Here is a 24,907-nt window from a genome sequence, read left to right as displayed (position 1 = left end):
TAGGAGAAAGGAAGTGGTCAATTATGACTCAATTTAAACACCTATTCTCAAAAGTGACTATTGGACATACTGAACTTAAAAATAGAATTTTATCAACCGCACATCAAACTAATTATGTAGAAAATGGCATTCCTACGCAAGAAATGACTGCCTATCATGTTGCTCGTGCGAAGGGTGGGGCGGGACTGATTATTCTTGAAGCAGCTGCAGTTCACCCATCGGGCATGCTTACTTCACATACGATAGCAGGATTTGATGAAAAAGTGGTACAAGCATATAGTGAAATTGCAAAACAACTTCATCAATATGGCACGAAAGTTTTTAGTCAACTATTTCATGGAGGTAGAGAAGTAGTATCAAGCGATTACCGTAATGCTGCTTGGGCACCTTCTTCGGAGCCAAGTTTTCGATTTGGAATCATGCCTAGACCTATGAACATTGATGAAATTAAAGATGTTATAAAGGGGTATGCTTATTCAGCCTTATTAGCTAAAAAAGCTGGTCTGGACGGTGTAGAAGTTTGTTGTTCCCATGGTTATTTACCAGCTCAATTTTGGTCAAGCCATACTAACTATCGAACTGATGAATACGGTGGAACCTTTGAAAATAGAATGCGTTTTATAGTAGAAATAGTACAAAGTATTTGGGAACAGGTTGGTGAAGATTTTACTGTAGGGATTCGAATGAGTGCAGATGAAATGACAATGGACGGCACAAATGTATCAGACGCTGTGAAAATCGTTGAGCATTTAGTTGAAAATGTTCGAGTAGATTTTATAAATGTAACATCTGGTGACTCAAGTACATACGCAGGATCAACTCATATTGTTCCACCCTCTCCAATCAAACATGCTTATAATTCGTCACATTCATTTAAAATTCGGATGGCAGGAGCAGTTCCAGTGTTTGTCGGCTCCCGAATTATAGACCCGTCGGAAGCTGATAAAATAGTTGGTTCAGGAAAAGCGGATGTTGTTGGCATGACACGAGCTTTAATCGTTGATCCTGAATTACCGAATAAAGCAATGAAAGGTGACTTACATTCAATTGATGCATGTTTAGGCTGTATTCAAGCTTGTATTGGTCACTACTCTAAAGGACTGCCAATCGGATGCGTGCAAAATCCGATGGCAGGTAAAGAAAAAGAATTATTGCCACTTGTTCAAAGTGTTAAGGTAAAACAAAAAGTACTTGTCATTGGTGCAGGTCCTGCTGGATTACATGCTGCCTTAACTGCCGATGGTGAAGGTCATGATGTAATATTAGTTGAACAAAGTGATGAAATTGGTGGACTTCTAAGAAAAATGAGAAAAGCTCCGATGCGCCATGAAGTAGCTGAAACGATGTTAGACAATTATATAAGAAAGCTATCAAATAGCAAGATTACCGTCCAACTAGGAACAAAAATTACGCTTGAGAAAATATCAGAAATAAAACCTGATGTAATCATTTGCGCGGTAGGCTCTAGACCATATTTTCCACATGTAAAAGGCATTGGTGATCCAAGAATCATAACAGTCGATGACCTTTTCAGCGGAAACGCTATACAAATCGGAAGACGTGTGCTAGTTTTTGATTTAATTGGCGATTGGCCAGGTATAGAAGCTGCTATCCATTTAAAAGAGAAAAATCACGACGTTTCCTTGTTTTCCGCTAAAGTACACATTGGCAAAGAATTACATTCATATCTAGTTAATGAATACCTAAAAAGACTCTATCAATTAAAAGTGGACGTTCGCCCGCATTTTGATTTTGGTGGTATTCATAATAATCAAGTCAAAGTGAGGAATCTTTTTACTCATGAGACGGAATTAATAGACGAGTGGGATACGATTGTACTTGCGATGGGACGTGTTCCTAATAATGAGCTATATGAACAAGTGAAACATATGGCTCCAGTCGTTAGACAAATAGGAGACTGTCTTGCTCCTCGCACAATTGAAGAAGCAACGTACGAAGGATTGACATCGGCACTTGAAATAGGAGTTGTTTCTTCTGAGGTACATGTATAAGTGAAACAGATTAAAAGGAACCTAATTAAAAAAAGATTAGGTTCTTTTTAGATTGTTGAAATGAGTACGATATTTTAAATTTTTTGCTTAATATTTTTATAATGTATCATTCTATTTGGATCGTATATTCTACTCTTTTACCAGTAATTAAAGTCATTAATTCATCACTTAATCTTCTAGCATAATCAGCTTTTTTTATTAAATTCACTTCTTAATTCATCAATATACTTTTTATCATCAGATGAAAGAGGAGGATACTGATTTCGAACACATCCAACATAAAAAGGACGATGAAAAGGATTAATCAATTCGATGGCAATGACTTCCCCAGATTGTATGAGTGCTTCATTTTGTACAACAAAGTCTGTGCCAATGGTGATCGCAACATTTTCTTTGACAGCACTTCTAATGCTATCGAGATTATTTGACGTGAATAATATGTCAGTCTTATTTTTTAAAAACTCTTCATAATACCATTTCAAATAATGCTCATCATGAACAACTAAAGTTTCGTTTGTTAAATCGTCTATTGTTAATTGTTTACAATCAGCAAATGGGTGATTTTTACTCACACAAACATTAATTTTAACTTCTTGAAAGATATCGAAGACCATTTCTTTATTCTTTTTTATTAATTCATCGTATATCCAAATTAAACCAAAACGTAAATTTTTTTCTTTTACATCATTTAAAATATCTAATGAATTTTTTCCATGAACTTTAATCTTTGACTTTGGATTTTCGGTTTTAATTAGTTTAATTAAATTTACGTTATAGTGCATTAGTCCAGGAACAGAAGCAATTGTAATTTCATTTTGTCTTTCATTACTGTTTATTGCTAACTGTTTTAATTTTTCTGCATGTGCTAGTACATTAAGGGATTTTTCAATTAATTTCTCTCCTTCAGGTGTTGGAAACGTTCCTTGTCGTAAACGAGTAAAAATTTTAAAACCAAATTCTTCTTCTAAATTATTTATAGCTTGAGAGATTGCCGAAACAGAAATATGTTGGTTTTTTGCTGACATAGATAGTGATTTAGTTTTCGAAACATCAACAATATAGGCTAAATGGTCTAAATTCATTTTTTTCTCCTTAAGAAATCGTTATCATCGTTTAAGTATAATTAAATATATTTTAACCTATTTTAATTTTATAATAATTTTCGGGAATGATTTTTAACGAAATCCTAATAAACACATAAGGGGAATAATAATGAGGAGAAAGAATCGCACAAATACGAAAGCGTTATCATTTTCGTTAGCTTTATCTTTATTAAGTTTGTCAGTTATGAGTACGCCGGCGTATGCTACACCAAAAAAGGCTGAGCCTGTAAATGTACTTGCACCAAAGAAAAAAGTTGAGAAGGGTTTAGTAAATTTCCGAATTATGGAAACGACAGATATCCATACAAATTTATTAAACTATGATTACTACAAGGATGCAGCATATGAAAAAGTTGGCTTAGCTAAAACTGCTACTTTAGTAAAGCAAGCTCGAAAAGAAGTTCAAAATAATGTATTAGTCGATAATGGGGACTTAATACAAGGTACTCCACTCGGAACTTATGAAGCTAAAATTGACCCATTAAAAAAAGGAGAAGTTCATCCTGTATTTAAAGCAATGAACATAATGGGTTATGATATTGCGACTTTAGGTAATCATGAATTTAATTATGGGTTAGACTTTTTAAAGGAAGCATATAATGATGCGGATTTTCCGTACATAAATGCAAACGTTTACGCAGATGATCACGATAAAAATCCTAATAATGATCAGAACAAATTTAATCCTTATAAAATTATTAACAAACAAGTAATTGATGAACAAGGGAAGAAGCAAGTCATTAAAATCGGCTTTATTGGGTTTGTACCACCTCAAATTAATGAGTGGGACAAGGCAAATCTTGATGGAAAAGTTATTACTAAAAATATAGTAGAAACAGCTAAAAAATTCATTCCTAAAATGAGAAAAGACGGTGCAGACGTTATTGTCGCAATGACTCACTCAGGATTTAATGTGAATAAAGAAAATACAGAAGACGTTATTTATTCATTAAGTGAAGTACCTGGTATTGATGCGATTACATTTTCTCATACACATAAAGTCTTTCCGGCAAAAACAGAGGCTACACTTGATGCATTATTTTTAGGCCCAGATAAAAAACCTTTAGCGGGTGTTGATAATGCAAAAGGTACAATCAATGGTGTACCAGCAGTTCAAGCAGGATATGGCGGTGGTTCATTAGGGTTAATTGACTTAACGCTTAAAAAAGAAAAAGGAAAATGGTTAGTAGTAAACTCTCAGTCTTCTACTAGAGAAATTTGGGCTGATGTAAAAGATCCTATTACTGGTAAAACAAAAACCGAGAGTACAGTAGATCCAGATCAAGAAATCGTAAATGCTATTAAACCAAATCATGATGCAACAGTTAAGTATGTAAATACACCAATTGGAACAACTACAGATGATATTCATAGTTACTTTTCATTAATACAAGATGATCCATCAATTCAAGTTGTTACAAATGCACAAAAATGGTTTGTTGAAAAATATATTGCTGAAAAGAAACCAGAATATAAAGAATTACCAATTTTATCAGTAGGAGCACCATTCAAAGCTGGCCGCAATGGTGTAGCAGAATATACTGAGATTAAAAAAGGCGATCTTACAATAAGAAGTGCAGGCGATCTTTATCTTTATGATAATACGTTAAAAGCAATTAAAGTAAAGGGTTCTGTTGTTAAAGAATGGATTGAAATGACGGCAGGTAAATACAATCAAATTGATCCTAATAAAACAGAAGAACAAGCATTATTAAATCCAGCTTTCCCTGTTTATAACTTTGATGTAATTGATGGTGTTAACTATCAAATTGATGTAACAAAACCAGCAAAGTATGATATGAACGGAAATCTAGTTAATAGTAATTCAAGCCGCGTACTAAATTTAACTTATAATGGACAACCCATTGATCTAAATCAGGAATTCATCGTTGTAACAAATAACTATCGTGCAGGTGGCGGTGGTAATTTCCCAGGTGTTAAAGGTAGCGAGCTTGTAGTAGATTCTGCTGATGAAAACCGTCAAATCTTAATGGATTACATTTCCGAATCGAAAACAATTACTCCAACAGCAGATAATAACTGGTCGATCGCACCAATTAGTGGAAATGTAAATGTAACATTTACAACTTCACCAAGAGCGGAAGAATTCATAAAGCCTAATAGTAATATTGCATTTACAAATAAAACTGATAGTGCAGGTTTTGGAATTTTTAAATTAGATTTAAATAGTGCAAAAAAAGAGAATATCAAGGTTCAATTATTAGGCTTAAATGATCTTCATGGTCAGCTTGATACAGATACAAAAATTACGCTTAATGGACAAGAAGTATTAGCTGGCAGCATGGAATACACAGCAGCAGCAATGAAACAACGCGAAGCAGAAAATCCAAATACATTACTTGTCCATGCAGGGGATATGATTGGTGGTAGTCCGTTAATTTCAGCATTATTCCAAGACGAACCAACTGTAGAAGTAATGGAAGCGATGGGATTTGATGTTGGTACAGTAGGAAATCACGAATTTGATGAAGGCATTTCTGAATTAAAGCGAATGATTAACGGCGGCGAGCATCCAAAGGGGACAAAAGGATATGATGGAATGAATTTTCCAATTATCGCTGCGAATGCATATGATACTGCGACAGGGCAATTAATCACAGAACCTTATGCAATCAAAGAAGTTGGTGGTAAAAAGATTGGGTTTATCGGGGTGGTAACACAAGAAACACCAAATATGATTGTACGAAAAGGAAATGAAACACTTGAAATCCGAGATGAGGTAGAAGCAATTAACCATTATACGGATATTCTTAAAAAACAAGGAATTGAAGCAATCGTCGTATTAGCTCATAATCCAACCCTTCAAACAGGTAAAGCCGATTTATATGATGCAACTGATATTGCAGAAAAAGTTGATGATGAAGTCGATGTTATTTTTGCTGCTCATAATCATGTATTTAATGATAAAGAAGTTGATAATAAATTAATCGTACAAGCTTATTCTTATGGCTCTGCATTTTCAGATGTAGATTTAGAATTAGATGCAGTAACAGGCGATATTGTTAAGAAGGAAGCTGAAGTAATAACAGTTTATCAAAAAGACTATACACCTGACCCAACGATTTCTACGATTATGAAGAAATATGAAGATTTAATCGCACCAATTAAAGCTGAAATTGTCGGTGACTCTATGCAAACCTTACCAAAGGGGTATCCATCTTCTGACACTTATGGCGATTTTGCACTAGGCAACTTAATTGCAGATGGGATGAAAGCTGCGATGAATGCTGACTTCGCAATGATGAACGGTGGAGGAGTTAGAGCACAACTTAACGCTGGTCAAGTTACATTTGGTGATTTATTCGCAATTCAGCCATTTGGAAATGTATTAAATAAAGTAATGCTTAGCGGACAAGACATTGAAGCAGTATTAAATAATCAAATTACAGATAAGGGTTTAGATTTCCATATCGCAGGATTTAAATATACTTGGGATTCAACAACTAGAAAGGTAGTAGACATCTTTTTAAAGGATGGTAGTAAAATTGATCCTACTAAAGAATATTCAGTTGTAGTAAACAACTATATGTACGGTAATATAAAATACGGTATTGGCGAACGTTCAACTAATTTAGAAGTTGGACCAGAAGATCTACAAGCAACAGTAGATTATGTTAAATCACTTCCAAGACCTTTCGTTTATGAGGTAGAAGGAAGAATTAAAAAAGTAAACTGACAATAAAAAGAGCTGTCCAAATCAGTAGAACTGATTTGTGACAGCTTTTTTTAGTTCTGTGTGAAATAATTATTAGGAGCAAAAATATAATTCATTCATTAATCTGGACCATAAATTATTCCTTTTTTGTAACATGTCACGCAAGCTTTCGTTTTAGTAGTTGTTATAATTTAAGTATGTGGAATTCTAGGGGCAAATTTGCTGTTTTGAGAGCAATATAAATATAAAATGGGGTGGATTAATACTTATAGATTTTTAAAGTTTTAAAGGATTTATAGATGATTCTTTGGTAAATTCTACCTTGATTTTCTATCTTATTATGAAAGAAATGACGTAGGCATAATTACACGTCATTTTCTAATTTAAATAAAAGAAAGTGGAATCCAATATAATTTCATTATTTTTCTATTTTGATTAATGTTCTTGATATTCACCCAACTTTTACTCTCCGAAAAAACGAAATTTCGACATTTTTAATAAGGTTTTACTAAAAAATAATACAAAATTCTTTGTTGTTAGATTATTAAATACATATCTTTACATCAGTTTTCTTTAATGAAAATTGATTAAATCGTATAAAATCCCCCAATTTACTCTTTATAAAGGAGCATATACATTTAAATTGTACTTAGTTATCTATAAGGAGGGAAGGATGTAAAGATAAGATTCTGAATATTAAAAATCTTTAATTGGATAGGATTTTTTTAAAAATAATTTCTTAATTGGGGAGAGTAAAAAAGAATGAATAAGAAGTTCATTTATAAAGCTTCAGCCCTTACGTTAGGGGTAGGTTTAGTTTCAAGTAGTCTATTAAATACATATACTAGTTTCTCGTCTAAAGTACATGCTGCTGAAAAAATTACAAAAGCAGAACAAATCTTAGCCTCATTATCAAAAGAAGAACGTGATGCATTGACTAAACTTCAAGTATCTGAAAGTGATGGATTGCATGGTTTTGATGAAAAAGAACTACATGAAGATAAAGATATTCCTGTTATCGTCGAGTTCAAGTCTATGCCTGAAAAAGTTGCAATGCTCGACGCAGCTGTTAAAGGTAAGGAACTAACAGGATCCGAGGCAAAAGATAACGTTAATAAAGAACATTCAACTTTTGAAGCCGATTTAGAAAGAATTTTGCCACAGGCGAAAGAAAAAGGTGGTAAAAAATCTTTTAAAATAACTCGTTCATTTAAAACAGCCTACAATGGAGTTTCAATGAATCTACCTGCGAACGAAGTTAAGACGCTTCTTCAGTCGGACGCCGTAAAAGCGGTTTATAAAAGTGCTACAGTTTCGATTGAACTACCAACGACATCAAAATCTAGTGCGGAAGAAGAGTCTACTAAGAGAATAGAAAGCATTCCATTTTTAGGGGTGGACAAGTTACATAATGAAGGAATTACGGGTAAAGGCGTAAAAGTTGGAGTTATTGATACTGGTATTGATTATCACCATCCGGATCTACAAGATGCTTATAAAGGTGGATATGATTTTGTAGATAATGATAATGATCCGATGGAAACTACATACGATGATTGGATAAAGGCTGGAAGTCCGGCGCCTCCGGAAGGTGCTGTAACATACTATACCGATCATGGTACGCATGTTTCAGGTACGATTGCTGGGCGAGCAAAAAACTCGAGCGGTATAGCTGCAAAAGGAATTGCTCCAGACTCAGAGTTATATGGCTATCGTGTTCTTGGGCCATATGGGACAGGAGGGCTTGATGCTATCTTAGCTGGGATTGATCGAGCGGTTTCGGACGGGATGGATGTTATTAATCTATCATTGGGTATTGATATTAATGATCCTCAATATCCAACGAGTACAGCAATCAACAATGCGGTTCTTAATGGTGTCACAGCTGTTGTATCGGCAGGAAATAGTGGACCTAGTAGTTATACACTTGGTTCTCCAGGAGCAGCTGCATTGGCGTTGACTGTTGGAGCAAGCAGTACACCAATAACTGTAGCAAAATATACGGGAGTTTTAGAAGGCGTATCAGACAAATCCTATAATTTAAGCAATCTCTATTCAGACTTTATCTCTGATCTCAAATCATTTAATCAACAATCGATGGACATTGTTGATTTAGGAGTTGGACTGGATTCAGACTACAAAAATAAAGATGTAAATGGAAAATGGGTCTTAGTCAATACAGGAACGATTGGTACGCAAACTAAAGTTACCTATGCAAAAGCACATGGAGCACTAGGAGTAATAGCGTATAATAATATACCAAATGCAGGCCCTACGAACTTTGTCAGAGAGGATCAAAATTTCATTCCTACATTTAGTATGAGCTACGAACAAGGATTGGATTTTAAAGCACAAATTGCTGCAGGCCATAACAAATTGACATTTAAAGATTATACTGAAGGATTTACAGATGGAGACAAGTTAGCTTATTTCAGTTCTCGAGGACCTTCACGTCAAAATTATGATATGAAACCGGAAATCACAGCACCAGGAGTAAGTGTTTTATCAACTGTACCTGCTTATGACATTTATAAAAACGATCCATCTAATTATCAGTTTGCCTATAATCGAATGTCTGGTACATCTATGGCTGCTCCGCATGTAACGGGAATTTCTGCTTTATTACTACAAGCAAATCCTAAGCTTCAACCAGGTGATATTAAGACGATTTTGATGAATACAGCTAAACCATTAGCAGATAAATATAGTGTGTTTGAAGTAGGAGCAGGACGTGTAGATCCTTATCAAGCCGTTCACACAGGAATGGAAATAAGCGTAGAAGATAAAACGCCTATTACAATGAATGGAAAAACTGTCAACACAAAAGAGGTAACCGGAGGACTAAGCTACGGTAGCATTTATGCTGGAGAAGATGCATCAATTAAGAAAATGGTAAACTTCCGTAATTTTGAAGATAAAGCAAAGAAATTTGATATAGCAGTCAATTATCAAAAGGATGCTGCTGGATCTCTAGATGCTAATTCAAATGAAGTAAAATTAGTTATTCCTACTACTATTTCAGTAGAGGCATTTGAATCAACAAAAATACCTGTTTCAATAAAAGTCCCAGCGACAGCTAAACCTGGTGTTTATGAAGGGTATCTGATCATAACGAACCAGAGCGATAAAAACGAACAATACAGGGTACCTTTTAGTGTACGAACTACTGAAGAAGGAATTGACTCTACAGGTCTTTCAACGAATGTAATATCACCATACCAATTACAAGAGACTGTAAACAGTTCTGCAACTTGGCACGTTCGATTAAATTTCAAATTAAAATCTCAGATGAAATGGCTAGATTTAGTAGTAGTAGATGGAAAGACTGGCCAGGATATAGGATATTTAGAATCTATTCCTGTAAACACACTATATGATGGTACGAATTATTTTGTAGAAAGAATATTTGAAGGCAAATACTATGCATTTACAGGAGATCCAGATCATCCAATTTCTTCTAAAGTAAGCTATGCAAAACCTGGGTATTACAAAATTAAAATGATTGGAACAAGCGAACGAGACAATATTTTTACCTCTTCAAATGATATTTATGTAGACCCATTTAGTCCTACAATTACAACATCTTTAGATGGAAATGAATCACCTGTTGTAAATGAATATCAACCAGGAGTAAAAACAGTTCCAGTTCAAGTTAAAGTTTTCGATAATGAAGTGGATAAGATGGTTGCTTCTGGAATGGATGTTAATCAATCGATTAATATGTTTAATTATTCGATTAATGGTAACCGAAATCCTGTACTTCCCGTAGGAAATGATGGCATAGCAAACTTTAATTTGCCAATCAGTGAAACAGCTTCATTTACGAAATTTACAGTAAATGGATTAGATGGGGCAAAAAATTCTAGTCCTAAGAAAAATTACTACTTTGTTAAAGCAGGTACACCATATGCGTCAATTATGTCTGACAAAACAAATGTAAAAATGGGGGAGACAGTATCTACAACCCTTCATTTAAATAACGTACAAAAAATTAAAACAGCAGAGTGGACTTTAAGTAACATTGGGACAAGCTTTGAGATTGTAGAAGCTAAAGGTAATGAAGGACTTGCAAGTTACGGTGACTACGAGGTGACAGTTTCAACCACAGGTAACACGTCAAAAGTAAAACTAGTAATGAATGGAACGAGCACAATTAGCGGGAATTTAACTGCTATTAATCTGAAATTAAAAGCCAAGGATACATCATTTACATTAAGTACATCAATCAATCCGACACTATCTTGTACAGATGAACTAGGCAAAACGACTTCTGTTTCATCTACAGGCATGGATTTCAAAATACAACCAACGTTCTCAGAAATATTTGGGACATTAAGAGGGTATGGAGTAGCATTAACCCCTGATTGGACAAAACTTGGTGCATCAATCCGAATAATCGATGCAGATGGTAATGTGTATGATGGTACTTCTAGCATTGGTAAAGGTGGAGATTATCGAATTTCAAAACTTCCAATAACTGATAAACCATTCACATGGGAAATGAAACTGCCTGGACATTTCACGATGAAGCGCCAAATTCAAATAGGTTTCGATAAGAATGGCAGTATCTCAGGTCAGTTACTATTATATTACAATGGTATGGCCGGGTCATTCTACGATTATGGGGTTGCTGGTGATGTGAATCAAGATAATGTGGTCGATATACTAGATGCATTATACATCCAAACATATTGGGGTAGTGACAAACGAGAAGCAGATATAAATTTTGATGGAAAAGTTAGTGCTAAGGATCTTGAATATGTAGAATTGAATTATTTAAAACAAAATATGGATGTAGACAATGCACCAAAACCGTTGAAGAAGTTCAAGTCGGCAACATTAGAAAGTATTAAAAGAGAATTAGGTATTCAATAATTTTGGATAGTCTTCAAAAAAATGAAAAGCCACAAGTAGATTATTTTCCTTGTGGCTTTTCGTTATAAAAGAAACGATCCTAAACTTTTTCTAGTAAAAAAGTAAGCGCCCAAATCTAGTACACATTTCCCGTTCTTAAAACAGAATATTCAAAAAACATTGTCAAAAATAGTTTCGTATATTAATATTAACTGTAAGCGAATACATATGCCGTTGCCAATTCTTTCCTTATGGTTAGGATTTTGTGCGGAATACCTGTTTTGCGGGAGGAAATAAATTGTACAGTAAAGATACGATCTATTTAATTGGAGATGCAAAGACTTCATCGAATAATCCGATTATGCAGAAGTATAATGCATTTTTTATTGGACTGGTAGTCGATCGGACAAGCCATTTAATTGTTGATGCTGATTGCTCAGCTACAATTTCTTTAACTTCATCCTTTGTACAGCATCTATTCGTTGGACAATCAATGCTAGATTTGGATGGGGTAATAGAAGAAATTAATACACGCTATTTCGGGTCTTCCCAAAAAGCTTTGGCAGTAGCCTTTAAAAATGCACATATAAAATACACACAAATAATTGAATCTTAAAACGCTGCTTTATCTATTTTCGTAGATGAAATCCAGCTATTAGTAGGGACGTCCCTTTCTAATAGCTGGATTTTTTATTTAATAGAAGGTTTTTTAAACAATCAGAGGTATTGGAACAAACTTAAATCTAATAGGAAAGGACAAAAACGATGATTATTCAATCGATCCAAGTGCAAACGGAAGTTTTTCCATTAAAAAAGCCATTTAAAACAGCTCTTAGGACAGCTACAGAAATAGAGAATGTTTTTGTATATGTCCAGCTAGAGGATGGAATTGTCGGAGTAGGGGCTGCAGCGCCAACATTGGCGATTACAGGTGAATCAAAAGAAAGTATTGAAGCGATTTTAAAGACGGTCCTAACGCCGCTACTATTAGGAAGAGATATTCGAAATATGAATGAGCTCTCACTACTGATTGAACGCTCTTGCGTGGCAAATACAAGTGCGAAAGCAGCTATGGAAATTGCGCTGTATGATGCGTTATGTCAACATCTTAATCTTCCACTCTATCAATATCTTGGAGGTCGAACAAATCAATTAAAAAATGATATGACCGTTAGTGTAGGAACTGTAGATGAAATGTGCGAGGAAGCTAGACAAATTATCAAGGATGGATTTTCTACTTTGAAAATTAAAGTCGGAAAAGATTGGGAAAAGGATGTTCAACGAATAATGGCGATTCGAGAAATAGTCGGTGATGATGTTGCCATTCGTGTAGATGCCAACCAAGGATGGACTCCACGACAAGCCGTTACCATTATTCAAGAATTGGAACAGCTGAATGCCAATTTAGAACTAATTGAGCAGCCGGTCCAAGCAGGAAATATCCAAGGACTGAAATTTGTTAAGCAGAATGTCAAAACACCAATTATGGCAGATGAAAGTCTTTTTTCTCCAGAAGATGCAGTTCGTCTAATTAAAGAAGATGCAGTTGATCTTCTAAATATTAAGTTGATGAAAACTGGGGGCATTAGAAGAGCACTGCAAATTGCAGATATTGCTGAAAGAGCAAATATTCCTTGCATGATTGGAAGTATGATGGAAACTTCTGTGTCAGTGCTAGCTGCAGCTCATATTGCTTGCGCACATCCAAATATTCAAAAAATCGATTTAGATGCTCCACTTTGGTTAAAGAGCCAAGATTTTGATGGAATTGAATTTATCGGGGATGAAGTCCATTTATCATCTCTACCTGGTTTAGGGCTTAACCGAAGATTATCAAAAAGTCTTCGTTAAAATATGGAGAGGGGTTTTATGATGAAAAAGACAAAAAATTTAATTTTAAGTTTATGCGTTGCAGGTTCATTACTTCCTACAATGACAAGCCAATCTTTCGCAAATTCGCAAGATGAACTTACTCCGGGTGAGACAGCCTATGTTGATGTGTCCGTTTCGACTCAGTGGACTACTAATGGTAGATTCCAAGTTAGAGATATTGATGCACCATCTTTAAGCAATCCAGTAGATCCGCGTCAATGGTCAGCGAATATGGAAGATACTGAAGTTCGTCGTTGGTTAACAAGCTATCTTGAAACACAAGCAGTTTATGGCACAAAAGTAACCATTTTAGAGGAGTCAGGTGACTGGGTTAAGGTTGCTGTTGAAGGACAACCTACTCCACGTAACACACTTGGCTATCCTGGTTGGATGCCAAAAAGACAATTAACAACGGATGATCGATTAGAGAATTATAAGGATACGCCATTTGTTATGGTATCTAGTCAAACAGCATGGTTGTATGATGGAAAAGCCCTAAATCATAAGTTTATGGAGATTAGCTTTAATACCCGCTTACCAGTAGTTAAAGACTTTGGAGATGTTGTAATGGTTGCAACACCAGATGATGGAAATAAATTTATTAAAAAAGAAGATGTGGCAGTCTATCAAAACGAAAATCAGTTTCCAAAGGCAACGCCTGAAAATTTAATTAATACGGCGAAGAAGTTCCTTGGTTTACGTTATTTATGGGCTGGTGTATCAGGATTTGGTTTTGATTGCTCAGGATTTACATATAGCTTATTTAAGTCATATGGTATAACAATTCCACGAGATTCAGGCCCTCAATCTAAGAGTGGTATAGAAGTTAAAAAAGACGAGATTCAACCTGGAGACCTACTATTCTTTGCAAGTAACAATGGAACAGGATCAGTTCATCATGTTGCAATGTATATCGGTGATGGTTTAATGATTCAGGCTCCAAATGCTGCTAGAAGTGTTGAAATTATTCCATTAGATACTCCTGGCTATATTGAAGAATTTTCTGGTGCTCGTCGTTATTGGGTAGAATAATTAAGTAGATAGATTGATATAGAAACGTTGAAAAACCATGAACAATTGCACTTGTTCATGGTTTTTTTCTATAATACTAGATTTATTTTTCTCTGCAAATTAGTCAAAAAAACGAGGTATATATCAATTGGAAAAAATTGGAGTGTGGTTAAATTGATTCATTTTGAATAAAGTCTATCACTCTTAACTTGCTTGTCCCATAGGATAGAGGGAAAGAGATAGGATCTCTACGTGAGAAAATGCTATTTTTCATTTTCTATCATTTCTTTCTTATTTTTATTAAGAAAGGAGGGATACATGTTGGCGTCTATTCAAAAAAGTGTAGATTCTTCCAGCCTTGCTGAAGTAATCGACCGTATTCTAGACAAAGGGGTTGTTATTGATGCATTTGTAAGGGTATCACTTGTCGGCATTGAGCTTTTAGCAATTGAAGCTCGTGTTGTCATTGCAAGTGTTGATACTTGGTTACGATATGCAGAAGCAGTAGGATTGCTGAAAGAAGAAGAAGAAGAGGAAGTTGCTTAAGCAAGTAGGGCCAAGGCTTTATGCTTTGGTCTCTCTTTTTAGATAAGGGGGCTACTATGGAAATTATTAAAATACTAGAAGTAGTAAAAACTTTTTTTGGGCTGTATATTCGACCAGTTCATAAAATTACTCACATCCATAAAACAGATAAAGGTTGGGAATTAACCGTTGAAGTAATTGAAGAAAAAGAATATATGAAAGCTCACGCTAAAGATGAGTTAGTAGGAGTTTATTCTGTTTTAATGAATGCTGAATTAGAAATTATATCATTTCAAAGAAAATCATTGCGTGCAAGAGGCGCAATTCTACATGAGTAAGGAGGGAGAACTATGGATAAAATTTTTATATCGACTCCTTATTTGAATAGCCTAACAGATCGGGTCCAGTCTTATTTGCAATCTGGGTTTTCAGTCCATCTTACAGGTCCAGCTGGTGTTGGAAAAACATCACTTGCACTTCATATTGCAAAACAAATCGGTCGACCATCATTGTTAATTCATGGGAATCATGAAATGTCTAATAAGGATCTGCTTGGGAGTTTTAATGGCTTTACTAAGAAAAAAATAGTCGATAACTATATTCATTCCGTTTATAAAAAAGAAGAAAGCATTAAAGACACATGGGTTAACGGTCCTTTAATAGAAGCTGCGACAAAAGGCTATACATTAATATATGATGAATTCACTCGCTCTCATCCTGAAACAAACAACTTATTTTTATCAATTTTGGAAGAAAGGGTGATTCCACTATATGGGATGAAAAAGAAAGAATTTTTTTTGCCAGTCCATCCAAACTTTTCTGTTATTTTTATTAGTAATCCAGAAGAGTATGTTGGTATATTCGAAGCACAAGATGCTCTACTTGATCGTATGATTACGATTCCGATCGAAAAAATGGATTTTGAAACGGAGTGTACCATCTTATCACAAATAACTGGTTTATCGGAAAAAGAAAGTCTTTATATTGTTAAATTAGTACAAATCATACGTCATCACTGTAGAGAAATTGAACCTCAAAGTCTTCGTACTACTATCAAACTAGCCTCGATAGCAAAGCAAAATAATATCCCAATTACAATTTATGATCAACAGTTTCAGACTTTATGCACAGATATTTTTTGGTTTCATCTCAAACAAGCCCAAAAAGTTCGAACATACTCACAAGCAAAACAATTCATCGTAAAATCGATCAGTTCAAAAATGGAGGGAAGTTGAAATGAGAAAATGGGTTTATCCATTTTGTATCATCCAAACGAATATCGATCCCGATTTTGGTTTCACAAAGTGGGAAGGAAATGATATTAAATTATATGCTATCAGATATAAAGAAATTGTGATGATTGCTGCAAATGTTCCTGACCAGGACTACCTTCCAACTCGTGCCAATTTATTTGCCCATCAAAGCGTGATTTCTTTTGTTATGCAACAGTTTACCGTCATTCCAATAAGTTTTAATAATGTATTCTCCTCTTCAGAAGAAATTCATTTATTACTAGAAAAACTGTATGACGAACTGCAATCAATCTTTCAGAAAATAAACAATAAAATTGAGGTTGGTTTAAAAGTCATTGCACGTAAGGAATGGTTAGACGAAGAAATACAGAGAAATGGAGACATACAAAAACTTAAAGAGAAGGTAAATCAACAGAAAGAAGCAGCTTTTTACGAAAAGATTAAACTTGGAGAAAAAACAAAAGATTTTTTCTATGCTTTGCACCACAATCTATATGAAGCGATTTTTTCACCTCTTTCTTCACTTTCAAGTGCCTCTAAATCAAACCCTCCAATATACGAAACAATGCTTCTTAATGCTGCTTTTTTAATTGATCGCGATCAAGAAGAAGTCTTTGATGAAAAAGTTAATGAACTCTATGAATTATGGAAGGATAAAGTAGAATTCAAATACTCTGGGCCATGGCCTGCTTATAACTTTATACAGTTAACAATAACGGCGGGAGATCGATCATGATTTTTAAAGCTTTAGCCTTTCCACTAAAATCAATCATTCTATTAGGTGAAAAAATAAAGGAGGAAGCTGACCGCGTTTTATTTGACTCGAAATCAATTGAGCAACAATTGATCCGTCTACAAATGATGTACGAATTAGGTGAAATCTCGCAGGACATTTATGAACAACAAGAAGAGGAATTACTTTTACGGTATAAGATCGCAAAAATGAAAGAACGGGAGGCAGGCAATTGAGCATTTATTTATATGGTTTGTTACCGACAAATGAACTAGAATATTCACCCTTTTATGCAGTAAAGGGGATTGATCGTAACAAAACTTGTTATGAAAATGTAGAAAAAGTAACCGCCGTTTTTTGTTATTTAAGAGAAGAAGAATTTGACGAATCTGTTCTAAAAGAGAAGATGGACAATCCAAAATGGGTACACAAGCATGCAGTTCATCATCATGAAATAATCGTGACTTATTCAAAAAACTACTTATTTCTTCCTTCTAAGTTTTGTACGATCTATTCAAGTATAGAAAAATTAAGAGAGGATTTGTTGAATGAACAGGACAACATCGTTTCCCTTTTTGAACAATTAAAGGAAAAAGAGGAATGGAATGTCAAGATGTACTATGATAAATCGAAATTTTTCAAAGTATTGGAGCGGCAAAGTAAAGCAATTCAAAATATGAGAGATGAATTGAAAGTACTATCCCCTGGAAAGCAATTCTTTATGAAGAAAAAGCAAGAACAACTACTCGAAAATGAGGCGCAAGCTGAACTACGTTTAATATCGCAAGTTCTGGAAAACACTTTAAAAAATTCAACAGTTGACAATTTACCTAGAAAAAATTGGAGCAAAAATGCAACTGGAAGAAATGTTGATATGATCTACAACAGTACGTCCCTAATTCCAAACGACAGCAGGAAGAAATTTGAACTGATAATAAAAGAATTTAGACAAAAGTATGAGGAGAAAGGAATTATTGTTGAGATTTCTGGACCATGGCCATTCTATCATTTTGCTAGTTTGGATTGTAGAAAGACATGAACAGTAGCAATGATAATATCACATTATTAGATATTTTAGATGGCGTTTTAGATAAAGGAGTAGTTATTTCTGGTGATCTTATCCTTTCTATTGCAGATATCGATCTTGTATATGTGAATATTCGCTTATTAGTAACTGCAGTTGAAAATATTCAAAAAAAAGGGGAATCGAAATGACAGCGAATCATGGAATAGCCGAGCGAATTAATATGAATCCAGAAGATGTTGAACACGGACTAGCTCAATTAGTGCTTACAATTTTGGAATTACTAAGGCAACTTGTAGAGCGGCAAGCTATTAAACGGGTAGAGGGTGGTACACTTACGGATGAACAAATTGAAAAACTTGGTACAGCTCTTTTGAACTTAGAAGAAAAAATGGAAGAATTCAAAATTATCTTTGGGCTTGAAGGGAAAGACTTAAATATCGATTTAGGACCTTTAGGCAACTTAATGTAAGGAAGGAGAAAATATGCAACATTCAGCACAATCTACTAATATTTTAGATATTTTAGAGAAGATTTTAGATAAAGGAATTGTCATCGCGGGAGATATTAAAATCGCCTTGGCAGATGTTGAATTACTAACAATTAAGATTCGACTTGTTGTTGCCTCAATTGATAAAGCAATGGAGATTGGGTTAAATTGGTGGCAAGATGATCCGTATTTCAATTCAAGTGTAAAAGGTAAGCTTTTGCATGATCGAATTAATCGGATAGAAGACAAGTTAGGGATAAAAGAAGAGTAGCATATGGTCAAAAATCTTCATCTTTTTGTTAAAAGATTTACTTCCTATAACGCAGTAACCCTATTAGGTTGCTGCAGTACATAAAAGAAAAATAGAGTTTACCATCAACACATAATACTACATGTTTACTCCCATATTTTCTCATTAAATTCTTCTTCTCAAAAAGAATACACCTATTATATTACTATGCGTAATAGGTGTATTTCTATTTGACCCATATATGATTAGTTTATGTTAGAAATTCATTACTATTTATTTATAATCTCAATATCAAATTTCGGTTCAATCTGCATTCGTGGATAATCTTTTCTCCAATTTAAAGACTTCCAAACTTTTGGATGGTAAGCCTTTAGTTCTTGCCCAATGCTAAGAACGTCGGAGTTTGCAGATTGCATAACATTAATAGCTGCTAATGCGTTTTCTTCAAAATACTTTCTGATTTCTTTTTCGATTCGGCCATAATCGGGCTTTAACTTATGACCTTCATTGCCAAGTTCGAATGTACTAACTTGCAATTTTACATTAATATTGATATTCGGTAATTTATTTGATCCTTTGGAGACAGATAGTTTTGAAGTATTTCTTTTGACCGTAAAACCGAAATTATTGTTATTCGCAGTATCAGAATTAGATTTTTCATCATTTTTTTTATTTAGATTTCCAGTAAACCTTCCCCAGTGTCCAGTAAATCTATTTCTACCTCTGCTTTCCCCTTTCATTAACATCAACAGTTTGATTTGGTCTTTATCAAGTTTTTTTCCTGTAGATGTACCATTACGGTATAACAATGCGCCGCTTAATTCTAAGGTTGAATTTTTTGTTTTTAATATAGGTAATGCTAGGTCAGTTAATGGTTCATCCCTTGATTGAATAAAATTCATCATTGAAACAGTTGGTATCGTTCTATTCTTCTCCATAGAGAGTATAAATTCATTCAATTCTTTTGTTTGATCATTTTTTGAATTCATAGCGGTTTCAAATACTTTAGAAAGATCCCCTTCAAGAACAACTAAAGGGGCGTTAATAGATGAATAAGGAGCATTAAGTAAAAAATCAAGCTCTGAAATTGGATCTTTTGTTGCAAATCTTTCGCTTATTAAATATACTCTTGTACTAATTCCAATAAAAGGAGATTGTTCTGAAAATTCCCATTGTCCAATTGCTTCGGCTAAAGATGCTCCTTTAAGTTCCTTCATCTCTGAAGTTACTTCTCCATTTCCTTGACCCGTTGCTTTTAGCTTTGTTATAAGAAAAAACGCATCGATTTCACCATTTTTTTCGTCGATGTCAAACCCGTTTACATCAACTAAATGTAGTTTTTTTAAGTCCAAACGATCCCAGCATCCAGTCAAAAGTGGCAATAATAGGAGTAATAAGAAGGCTTTTTTCATTCAGCTGCCACCTTTCTTTTTGCAAAGGAAATTAGTAGAAGCAATGAAGGCAATCCTATAATGACAATTGCTGTTACAATATTATGGTATTTGGAAAAAACCGGAAGTAAATGGCGGTCTGAGAAAAAAATCCCGGCCACAAAACAAACAATTGTTACAATCCATACTAGAAGAGAGTGTTTTTGAAATTCTTTATTACCAAGAAAAGCTAAATACCTAGCAGACAAAAATAAGTAAATATAAGCTGTCACTAAAGTTACTGATAGCCAAAGCGTAATGAATAGAATATCTAGACTTTGAACGACTGGCCATCTAAATTTTCGAAGAATAAATACTAATGGCTCTGGAATGTGTTTTAATTGGTTTTCACTAAAGTTGTACGTAACAATAAGGGAGATAAAAAAGTATATTAAAGTTGTTATTCCATTGGCAACTGATGTAGCAATTAAGATATGCTTCTTTTTTTTACATTTCACAAATGGAAACACGTACAGAATAAGCTCGTATCCAGCAAACGTCCAAAAGGCAGGGATCGCACCTTTTAAAATAGGAGCAATTCCGTGAGTACCGATCGGAAAAAAGTGACGTAAGTCCCCGTGACCAATTCCACTAATAAAAATAATGACAAGGCATATAAAAAACATGGCCATTATCGACTGAGTAATGGTAGCGATAGACCGAAGTGTTGATGAAGCGATATATCCGGCAACTAGTAACGATAAACTAATTAGGATAACCCAAGGTGTTTGAAATAATAGCCAACGATTAATGACATCAGAATAAGAAATGACAAGCATTAAACATGATTCAGCACAGAATGCTGCAAATAGTAAATTGATTATGATTCCAAACGGTTTTCCAACTATTGTGGAAATATATTGTTGAAACGGGCGATCGGGATACGTTTTTCCTAGATAGTAGACAATGAGTATCGCAATTTGAGCGATTAGTCCGCCAATAATCATAGACATCCATGAGTCATAACCTGATACTAAAGCTTCTTTATAAGGCATGGATAAAATACTGACGCCTACTTGATTAAGAATAACAAGGCAAATAAGTTGATTAATAGAAATCTTCTTTAATTGAATCACTCATTTTCCTCCCTTGGATTACTTATTCTTATTTCATCTTTTGCTAAGCTTTCCACTGGTCGTTTTTTCATACTTCTAATCGGTGCTCTAAAAATAGTATCTTTAATCGTATCGCCATTAAACCAATTGTAAAAGTAAGGAATGCCAAATGTATTCATTCGGGCTAAATGGGTTAAAACCAACAAGTATGAAATTTCCAATCCAATTAATCCAAAAAAAGATGCCATGATGATAAAAGGATAAGCTAATAAACGTGCAGTGTTACTCATTTCATATGAAGGGATAATAAATGAAGCAACACCAGTAAGTGCAATAATGACTACCATCATATTTGAAATTAAATTCGACTGAACAACCACAGTTCCAATTACAATACCACCAACAACACCAATCGTTTGACCAACCGGATTTGGTAAACGAACAGTCGACTCTTTTAAGACTTCAAGGATGGCTAACATTGTAATCGCCTCTAAAACTGGTGGCATAGAAACGTATTGCATAGAGCCTTGAAGAGTTAGTGCAATTTCTAATGGGAGAACTCTAGGATCGAAAGTAACTAATGCAACATAAAGACCAGGTAAGCTAATTGCAATAATAAAACAACAAATTCTTAAAAATCTTAAAAGACTACCAAATAGCCAACCAACTTGATAATCATCTGGACTTTGAAAAAAAGCCCAAAATGAAACAGGAACAATCGCACAATCTGGTGCACCATCGGTTAAAAATGCGATTTTACCATCCATCAGATAAGATTTTACACGGTCAGGTCTTTCAGAAGTTAGCATCTTTGGGAATAGCGAAAATTTTTTATCTTGAACTAATTCTTCTAAAAAACCGGGTGCATCAATGTAATCAATATCAATATTTGTAATTCTTCGCTCAAATTCTTTTAAAACTACTTCGTTTGCAAGCGATTGTAAATAAAGGATCGCTACTTTCGTATGCGATCTACGACCAACTTGATATTGTTTTACTACAAGATCGGGAGTTGCAACTAGATTACGAATTAAATTAAGATTCGTATTCAAGTTTTCATTTAATGCTTTATGTGAACCACGTAACACACGCTCGTTCATAGGAATGTTGATAGAACGTTCTTTAACTAATTCGGTTCTAAGTAAATAAAACTTTGTTTCTCCCTCGATTTGGACAACCGTTTTTCCTTCAATCATCGAATTCACAGCTACAGTAAGAAGTTCGGTTTCGCTATAATCTAAAATCGAAACGGCTTCACGTACACTGACGTTAATATTGTTAAGCAAAGGGCGAATAATATGTTCTTGCACTACAGTATCCTCGATCATCGTATCCAAATAAAATAACCGATATCTTCTATCATTACTTCCGAAATTACTTGTTTTAAAGTCAGAACTATTAAATAGCAATTCCCGAAGCGATTTTTCATTTTTATCCAATTCTCGGTCAGCTATCATTGGGTACTCCTCATTTCTATTGGTGGTAATTTTAGCCTATTTTTCCCACAAATTATGTTACTATTCCTTACTTTAAGTTGAAGAAACTATCTTTTATTTCATCCTTTTTTTTAAACAACGTAACGTTTTACTGTACGTTTTTATCGGGATACAATATAATACAAATAGAAGGAGTGTGAATACGTTGGGATTGTCTATAAAATTGGAGAATTAGCAAAAGAAGTAGGAGTGTCTAAGCGAACAATTGATTATTATACAAACCTAGGATTACTTGAACCACAGCGCTCAGAATCTGGACATCGTTTTTATGATGAAGCTTCTATGGAAACTTTAAAATTTATTGAACAATGTAAATCAATGCACTTACCACTCCAAGAAATAAAAGCGATAGTAGATAAGAAAAAAACGTTGGTAGAGGACCAAGGGATCGTGCCACTAACTGAAGAGGTAACGATTCATATGAGTCAACTGAAGACTGAATTATCACAATTAAAATATTTACTAGAAAATTTAACTGAAGAACAAAAGCTAAAAATTATCCGTCAATTAACGTCACAAACATCTGAGTTAATTCAGGCGTTATTGTCATTTATTCATTAAAAGGAGAGAATGTAAATGTTTTTTCACCCTATGGATTTCCTTATTTTTATTGCCTTCGGATTATCGATTTGGGCTCAATTTAAAGTGAAATCTAGTTTTAATCACTGGGCTGAAGTGCCAGCATCAGGAGGTTTAACCGGAGCTGAAGTTGCAAGACATATATTAAACAATAATAATTTACCTAATGTACCGGTGGAAGTAGTGCCTGGGCGATTATCTGATCACTATGATCCGATGACAAGAACAGTTCGCTTATCTGAGGAAGTATACTATGGTAGATCAATTGCATCTGTATCAGTTGCAGCACATGAAGTAGGTCATGCGATACAACATGATACTTCATATGGTTTCTTAACACTTCGTCACCGAATATTTCCAATCGTTAACATTGCATCAGGTGCGGCGCCGTTATTACTACTAGCAGGATTTTTACTTCAAGCATTTTCTCTAATTGGAGTAGGGATTTTACTATTTTCTATAGCTGTAGCATTCCAACTAATCACTTTACCTGTTGAGTATAATGCTAGTTCGCGAGCAAAGAAATTAATGTTAGCAAGTGGTATCATCCATGATACTGACAGAAAAGGTGTAAATAAAGTATTAGGAGCTGCTGCACTTACGTATTTAGCGGCAACCTTAATCTCTGTTTTAGAATTAGTAAAATATTTATTCATCTTCTTCCAAGGCCAAACTGAAGAAGAATAAAAAATAATCAAAAAGATGATTTCGATAAGCATTCGAAGTCATTTTTTTTTGTTTGAAAAATTAAATTTTAATTGGTTAGTATGTTTAAAATTTCAATGTCTAAAATAGTAAATAGATTTTAATTTATGGAAGATTTATGTATTTGGTAACCTTAGCTTTTTTATCATACTAAATGTTGTACAATTAAGTGGTTAAAAAAATGGGGGAAAATTATGACACTTTCGGCAATTGAACATTTTTTAAATACATACAAAGACTATGCTGCACTGCTCAGTATCCTAATAAATGTTCTAATTAGTATTGTTGGTATTATACCAGCCTGGTTTTTGACAGCAATCAATATTAAATTATTCGGTTTTGCTGGTGGCTTTTTTGTCTCTTTCATAGGTGAATTAATTGGTACATTCGTATCTTTCATGTTATATAGAAAGGGTTTACAAAAAAGATTTATTAGTCAATCAACTAAATTTAAAGCTTTAAATAGACTATTAAGTTTAGAAGGAAAAGAAGCATTTTATGGTGTGTTACTTCTACGTTTTATTCCTTTTATTCCATCTAGCTTAATTACTTTGTTTGCTGCTTTTGGTAAAATCACATGGTCAAGCTTTATGTTAGCTAGTTTGATTGGTAAGCTACCGGTCATTTTATTTGAATCGTATTCCGTTAATCAAGTGTTAGAGTTCACCTTATTTGGAAAAGTTATTTTAGGACTGTTAATTATCGGCTTGTTAATTTACTTTTATAGAAAACGACTTAATGTTTTAGTGAAGAATAAAATTTAAAAATAATGTAAAAAAGCTCAAACCTATTTAGAAGGGTTTGAGCTTTTTCATACTGTTGAAATAAAACATTGTCAA

22 protein-coding genes are annotated in these 24,907 nt (G+C 34.2%); 18 read left to right on the top strand and 4 right to left on the bottom strand.

Annotation, left to right across the window (positions count from 1 at the left end):
* Positions 1-23 precede the first annotated feature (23 nt).
* Positions 24-2,012 carry an oxidoreductase gene (locus tag CN925_RS20375; RefSeq protein WP_098848633.1) on the top strand — a complete coding sequence of 663 codons (1,989 nt, stop codon included), beginning with the start codon at positions 24-26 and terminating at the stop codon, positions 2,010-2,012.
* Between the two features lie 185 nt (positions 2,013-2,197).
* Here CN925_RS20375 and CN925_RS20370 read toward each other — a convergent pair whose 3' ends face one another.
* Positions 2,198-3,094 carry a LysR family transcriptional regulator gene (locus CN925_RS20370; protein WP_098848632.1) on the bottom strand — a complete coding sequence of 299 codons (897 nt, stop codon included), beginning with the start codon at positions 3,092-3,094 and terminating at the stop codon, positions 2,198-2,200.
* Between the two features lie 130 nt (positions 3,095-3,224).
* On the opposite strand from CN925_RS20370, the gene CN925_RS20365 reads away from it, so the two are divergent.
* The 14 genes from CN925_RS20365 to CN925_RS20300 all read left to right on the top strand — a co-directional run bounded on the left by CN925_RS20365 (position 3,225) and on the right by CN925_RS20300 (position 18,824).
* Positions 3,225-6,812, top strand: coding sequence for a bifunctional 2',3'-cyclic-nucleotide 2'-phosphodiesterase/3'-nucleotidase (locus tag CN925_RS20365; RefSeq protein WP_098848631.1), 3,588 nt, complete (start codon positions 3,225-3,227; stop codon positions 6,810-6,812).
* Positions 6,813-7,553: 741 nt separating this feature from the next.
* On the top strand, positions 7,554-11,666 hold the full coding sequence (locus tag CN925_RS20360; RefSeq protein WP_098848630.1) for a S8 family serine peptidase: 4,113 nt from the start codon (positions 7,554-7,556) through the stop codon (positions 11,664-11,666).
* A 277-nt stretch (positions 11,667-11,943) separates the two neighbouring features.
* A complete protein-coding gene (locus CN925_RS20355) occupies positions 11,944-12,261 on the top strand; it encodes a DUF3870 domain-containing protein (RefSeq protein WP_098848629.1) in 318 nt (105 codons plus the stop codon).
* 149 nt (positions 12,262-12,410) lie between these two features.
* Complete coding sequence (locus CN925_RS20350) at positions 12,411-13,496, top strand: dipeptide epimerase (protein ID WP_098848628.1); 1,086 nt, start codon at positions 12,411-12,413, stop codon at positions 13,494-13,496.
* 21 nt (positions 13,497-13,517) lie between these two features.
* On the top strand, positions 13,518-14,549 hold the full coding sequence (locus CN925_RS20345; RefSeq protein WP_098848640.1) for a C40 family peptidase: 1,032 nt from the start codon (positions 13,518-13,520) through the stop codon (positions 14,547-14,549).
* A 297-nt stretch (positions 14,550-14,846) separates the two neighbouring features.
* Positions 14,847-15,074 carry a gas vesicle protein GvpJ gene (gene gvpJ / locus CN925_RS20340; RefSeq protein ID WP_098848627.1) on the top strand — a complete coding sequence of 76 codons (228 nt, stop codon included), beginning with the start codon at positions 14,847-14,849 and terminating at the stop codon, positions 15,072-15,074.
* A gap of 56 nt (positions 15,075-15,130) precedes the next feature.
* The gene (gene gvpO / locus CN925_RS20335; protein ID WP_098848626.1) at positions 15,131-15,391 is read left to right on the top strand and encodes a gas vesicle protein GvpO; all 261 of its coding nucleotides are present in this window, start codon (positions 15,131-15,133) and stop codon (positions 15,389-15,391) included.
* Positions 15,392-15,403: 12 nt separating this feature from the next.
* A complete protein-coding gene (gvpN, locus tag CN925_RS20330) occupies positions 15,404-16,288 on the top strand; it encodes a gas vesicle protein GvpN (protein ID WP_098848625.1) in 885 nt (294 codons plus the stop codon).
* 1 nt (position 16,289) lies between these two features.
* On the top strand, positions 16,290-17,042 hold the full coding sequence (locus tag CN925_RS20325) for a GvpL/GvpF family gas vesicle protein (protein WP_098848624.1): 753 nt from the start codon (positions 16,290-16,292) through the stop codon (positions 17,040-17,042).
* A complete protein-coding gene (locus CN925_RS20320) occupies positions 17,039-17,275 on the top strand; it encodes a gas vesicle protein GvpG (protein WP_098848623.1) in 237 nt (78 codons plus the stop codon). Before CN925_RS20325 ends, CN925_RS20320 begins: the two co-directional genes overlap by 4 nt.
* Positions 17,272-18,078, top strand: a complete 807-nt coding sequence (locus tag CN925_RS20315; protein WP_098848622.1) for a GvpL/GvpF family gas vesicle protein — start codon at positions 17,272-17,274, stop codon at positions 18,076-18,078. Before CN925_RS20320 ends, CN925_RS20315 begins: the two co-directional genes overlap by 4 nt.
* The gene (locus tag CN925_RS20310) at positions 18,075-18,254 is read left to right on the top strand and encodes a gas vesicle protein (protein WP_098848621.1); all 180 of its coding nucleotides are present in this window, start codon (positions 18,075-18,077) and stop codon (positions 18,252-18,254) included. The genes CN925_RS20315 and CN925_RS20310 overlap by 4 nt, the downstream gene beginning before the upstream one ends.
* On the top strand, positions 18,251-18,535 hold the full coding sequence (locus CN925_RS20305; RefSeq protein WP_098848620.1) for a gas vesicle protein K: 285 nt from the start codon (positions 18,251-18,253) through the stop codon (positions 18,533-18,535). Before CN925_RS20310 ends, CN925_RS20305 begins: the two co-directional genes overlap by 4 nt.
* A 13-nt stretch (positions 18,536-18,548) precedes the next feature.
* Entirely contained in the window at positions 18,549-18,824 is a 276-nt protein-coding gene (locus CN925_RS20300) for a gas vesicle protein (protein WP_098848619.1), read from the top strand.
* Between the two features lie 248 nt (positions 18,825-19,072).
* Here CN925_RS20300 and CN925_RS20295 read toward each other — a convergent pair whose 3' ends face one another.
* From CN925_RS20295 to CN925_RS20285, 3 genes are read right to left on the bottom strand one after another with little or no spacing between them, the layout of a single operon-like run.
* Positions 19,073-20,215: a Ger(x)C family spore germination protein gene (locus CN925_RS20295; protein WP_098848618.1), complete on the bottom strand. Its 1,143-nt coding sequence runs from the start codon at positions 20,213-20,215 to the stop codon at positions 19,073-19,075.
* Positions 20,212-21,309 (bottom strand): GerAB/ArcD/ProY family transporter, encoded by a 1,098-nt coding sequence (locus CN925_RS20290; protein WP_098848617.1) that lies wholly within the window; start codon positions 21,307-21,309, stop codon positions 20,212-20,214. The genes CN925_RS20295 and CN925_RS20290 overlap by 4 nt, the downstream gene beginning before the upstream one ends.
* Entirely contained in the window at positions 21,306-22,745 is a 1,440-nt protein-coding gene (locus CN925_RS20285) for a spore germination protein (RefSeq protein WP_098848616.1), read from the bottom strand. Before CN925_RS20285 ends, CN925_RS20290 begins: the two co-directional genes overlap by 4 nt.
* 189 nt (positions 22,746-22,934) lie before the next feature.
* Between CN925_RS20285 and CN925_RS20280 the strand changes: the two genes are divergently transcribed.
* The 3 genes from CN925_RS20280 to CN925_RS20270 all read left to right on the top strand — a co-directional run bounded on the left by CN925_RS20280 (position 22,935) and on the right by CN925_RS20270 (position 24,832).
* On the top strand, positions 22,935-23,345 hold the full coding sequence (locus CN925_RS20280) for a MerR family transcriptional regulator (protein ID WP_098848615.1): 411 nt from the start codon (positions 22,935-22,937) through the stop codon (positions 23,343-23,345).
* Positions 23,346-23,360: 15 nt separating this feature from the next.
* Complete coding sequence (locus CN925_RS20275) at positions 23,361-24,050, top strand: zinc metallopeptidase (RefSeq protein ID WP_098848614.1); 690 nt, start codon at positions 23,361-23,363, stop codon at positions 24,048-24,050.
* 212 nt (positions 24,051-24,262) lie between these two features.
* A complete protein-coding gene (locus tag CN925_RS20270; RefSeq protein WP_098848613.1) occupies positions 24,263-24,832 on the top strand; it encodes a TVP38/TMEM64 family protein in 570 nt (189 codons plus the stop codon).
* Positions 24,833-24,907: the final 75 nt, after the last annotated feature.

This window comes from Bacillus sp. AFS055030, assembly GCF_002574545.1.
GTDB lineage: Bacteria > Bacillota > Bacilli > Bacillales > Bacillaceae_G > Gottfriedia.
This window is presented reverse-complemented; position numbering and strand designations above follow the sequence as displayed.

What these genes read in the sequence shown, in the direction of transcription:
- CN925_RS20375 (WP_098848633.1), top strand. Translation starts at nt 24, where the DNA reads ATGACTCAATTTAAACACCTATTCTCAAAAGTGACTATTGGACATACT.
- CN925_RS20370 (WP_098848632.1), bottom strand. Translation starts at nt 3,094, where the DNA reads ATGAATTTAGACCATTTAGCCTATATTGTTGATGTTTCGAAAACTAAA.
- CN925_RS20365 (WP_098848631.1), top strand. Translation starts at nt 3,225, where the DNA reads ATGAGGAGAAAGAATCGCACAAATACGAAAGCGTTATCATTTTCGTTA.
- CN925_RS20360 (WP_098848630.1), top strand. Translation starts at nt 7,554, where the DNA reads ATGAATAAGAAGTTCATTTATAAAGCTTCAGCCCTTACGTTAGGGGTA.
- CN925_RS20350 (WP_098848628.1), top strand. Translation starts at nt 12,411, where the DNA reads ATGATTATTCAATCGATCCAAGTGCAAACGGAAGTTTTTCCATTAAAA.
- CN925_RS20345 (WP_098848640.1), top strand. Translation starts at nt 13,518, where the DNA reads ATGAAAAAGACAAAAAATTTAATTTTAAGTTTATGCGTTGCAGGTTCA.
- gvpJ (WP_098848627.1), top strand. Translation starts at nt 14,847, where the DNA reads ATGTTGGCGTCTATTCAAAAAAGTGTAGATTCTTCCAGCCTTGCTGAA.
- gvpO (WP_098848626.1), top strand. Translation starts at nt 15,131, where the DNA reads ATGGAAATTATTAAAATACTAGAAGTAGTAAAAACTTTTTTTGGGCTG.
- gvpN (WP_098848625.1), top strand. Translation starts at nt 15,404, where the DNA reads ATGGATAAAATTTTTATATCGACTCCTTATTTGAATAGCCTAACAGAT.
- CN925_RS20325 (WP_098848624.1), top strand. Translation starts at nt 16,290, where the DNA reads ATGAGAAAATGGGTTTATCCATTTTGTATCATCCAAACGAATATCGAT.
- CN925_RS20320 (WP_098848623.1), top strand. Translation starts at nt 17,039, where the DNA reads ATGATTTTTAAAGCTTTAGCCTTTCCACTAAAATCAATCATTCTATTA.
- CN925_RS20310 (WP_098848621.1), top strand. Translation starts at nt 18,075, where the DNA reads ATGAACAGTAGCAATGATAATATCACATTATTAGATATTTTAGATGGC.
- CN925_RS20305 (WP_098848620.1), top strand. Translation starts at nt 18,251, where the DNA reads ATGACAGCGAATCATGGAATAGCCGAGCGAATTAATATGAATCCAGAA.
- CN925_RS20300 (WP_098848619.1), top strand. Translation starts at nt 18,549, where the DNA reads ATGCAACATTCAGCACAATCTACTAATATTTTAGATATTTTAGAGAAG.
- CN925_RS20295 (WP_098848618.1), bottom strand. Translation starts at nt 20,215, where the DNA reads ATGAAAAAAGCCTTCTTATTACTCCTATTATTGCCACTTTTGACTGGA.
- CN925_RS20285 (WP_098848616.1), bottom strand. Translation starts at nt 22,745, where the DNA reads ATGATAGCTGACCGAGAATTGGATAAAAATGAAAAATCGCTTCGGGAA.
- CN925_RS20275 (WP_098848614.1), top strand. Translation starts at nt 23,361, where the DNA reads ATGTTTTTTCACCCTATGGATTTCCTTATTTTTATTGCCTTCGGATTA.
- CN925_RS20270 (WP_098848613.1), top strand. Translation starts at nt 24,263, where the DNA reads ATGACACTTTCGGCAATTGAACATTTTTTAAATACATACAAAGACTAT.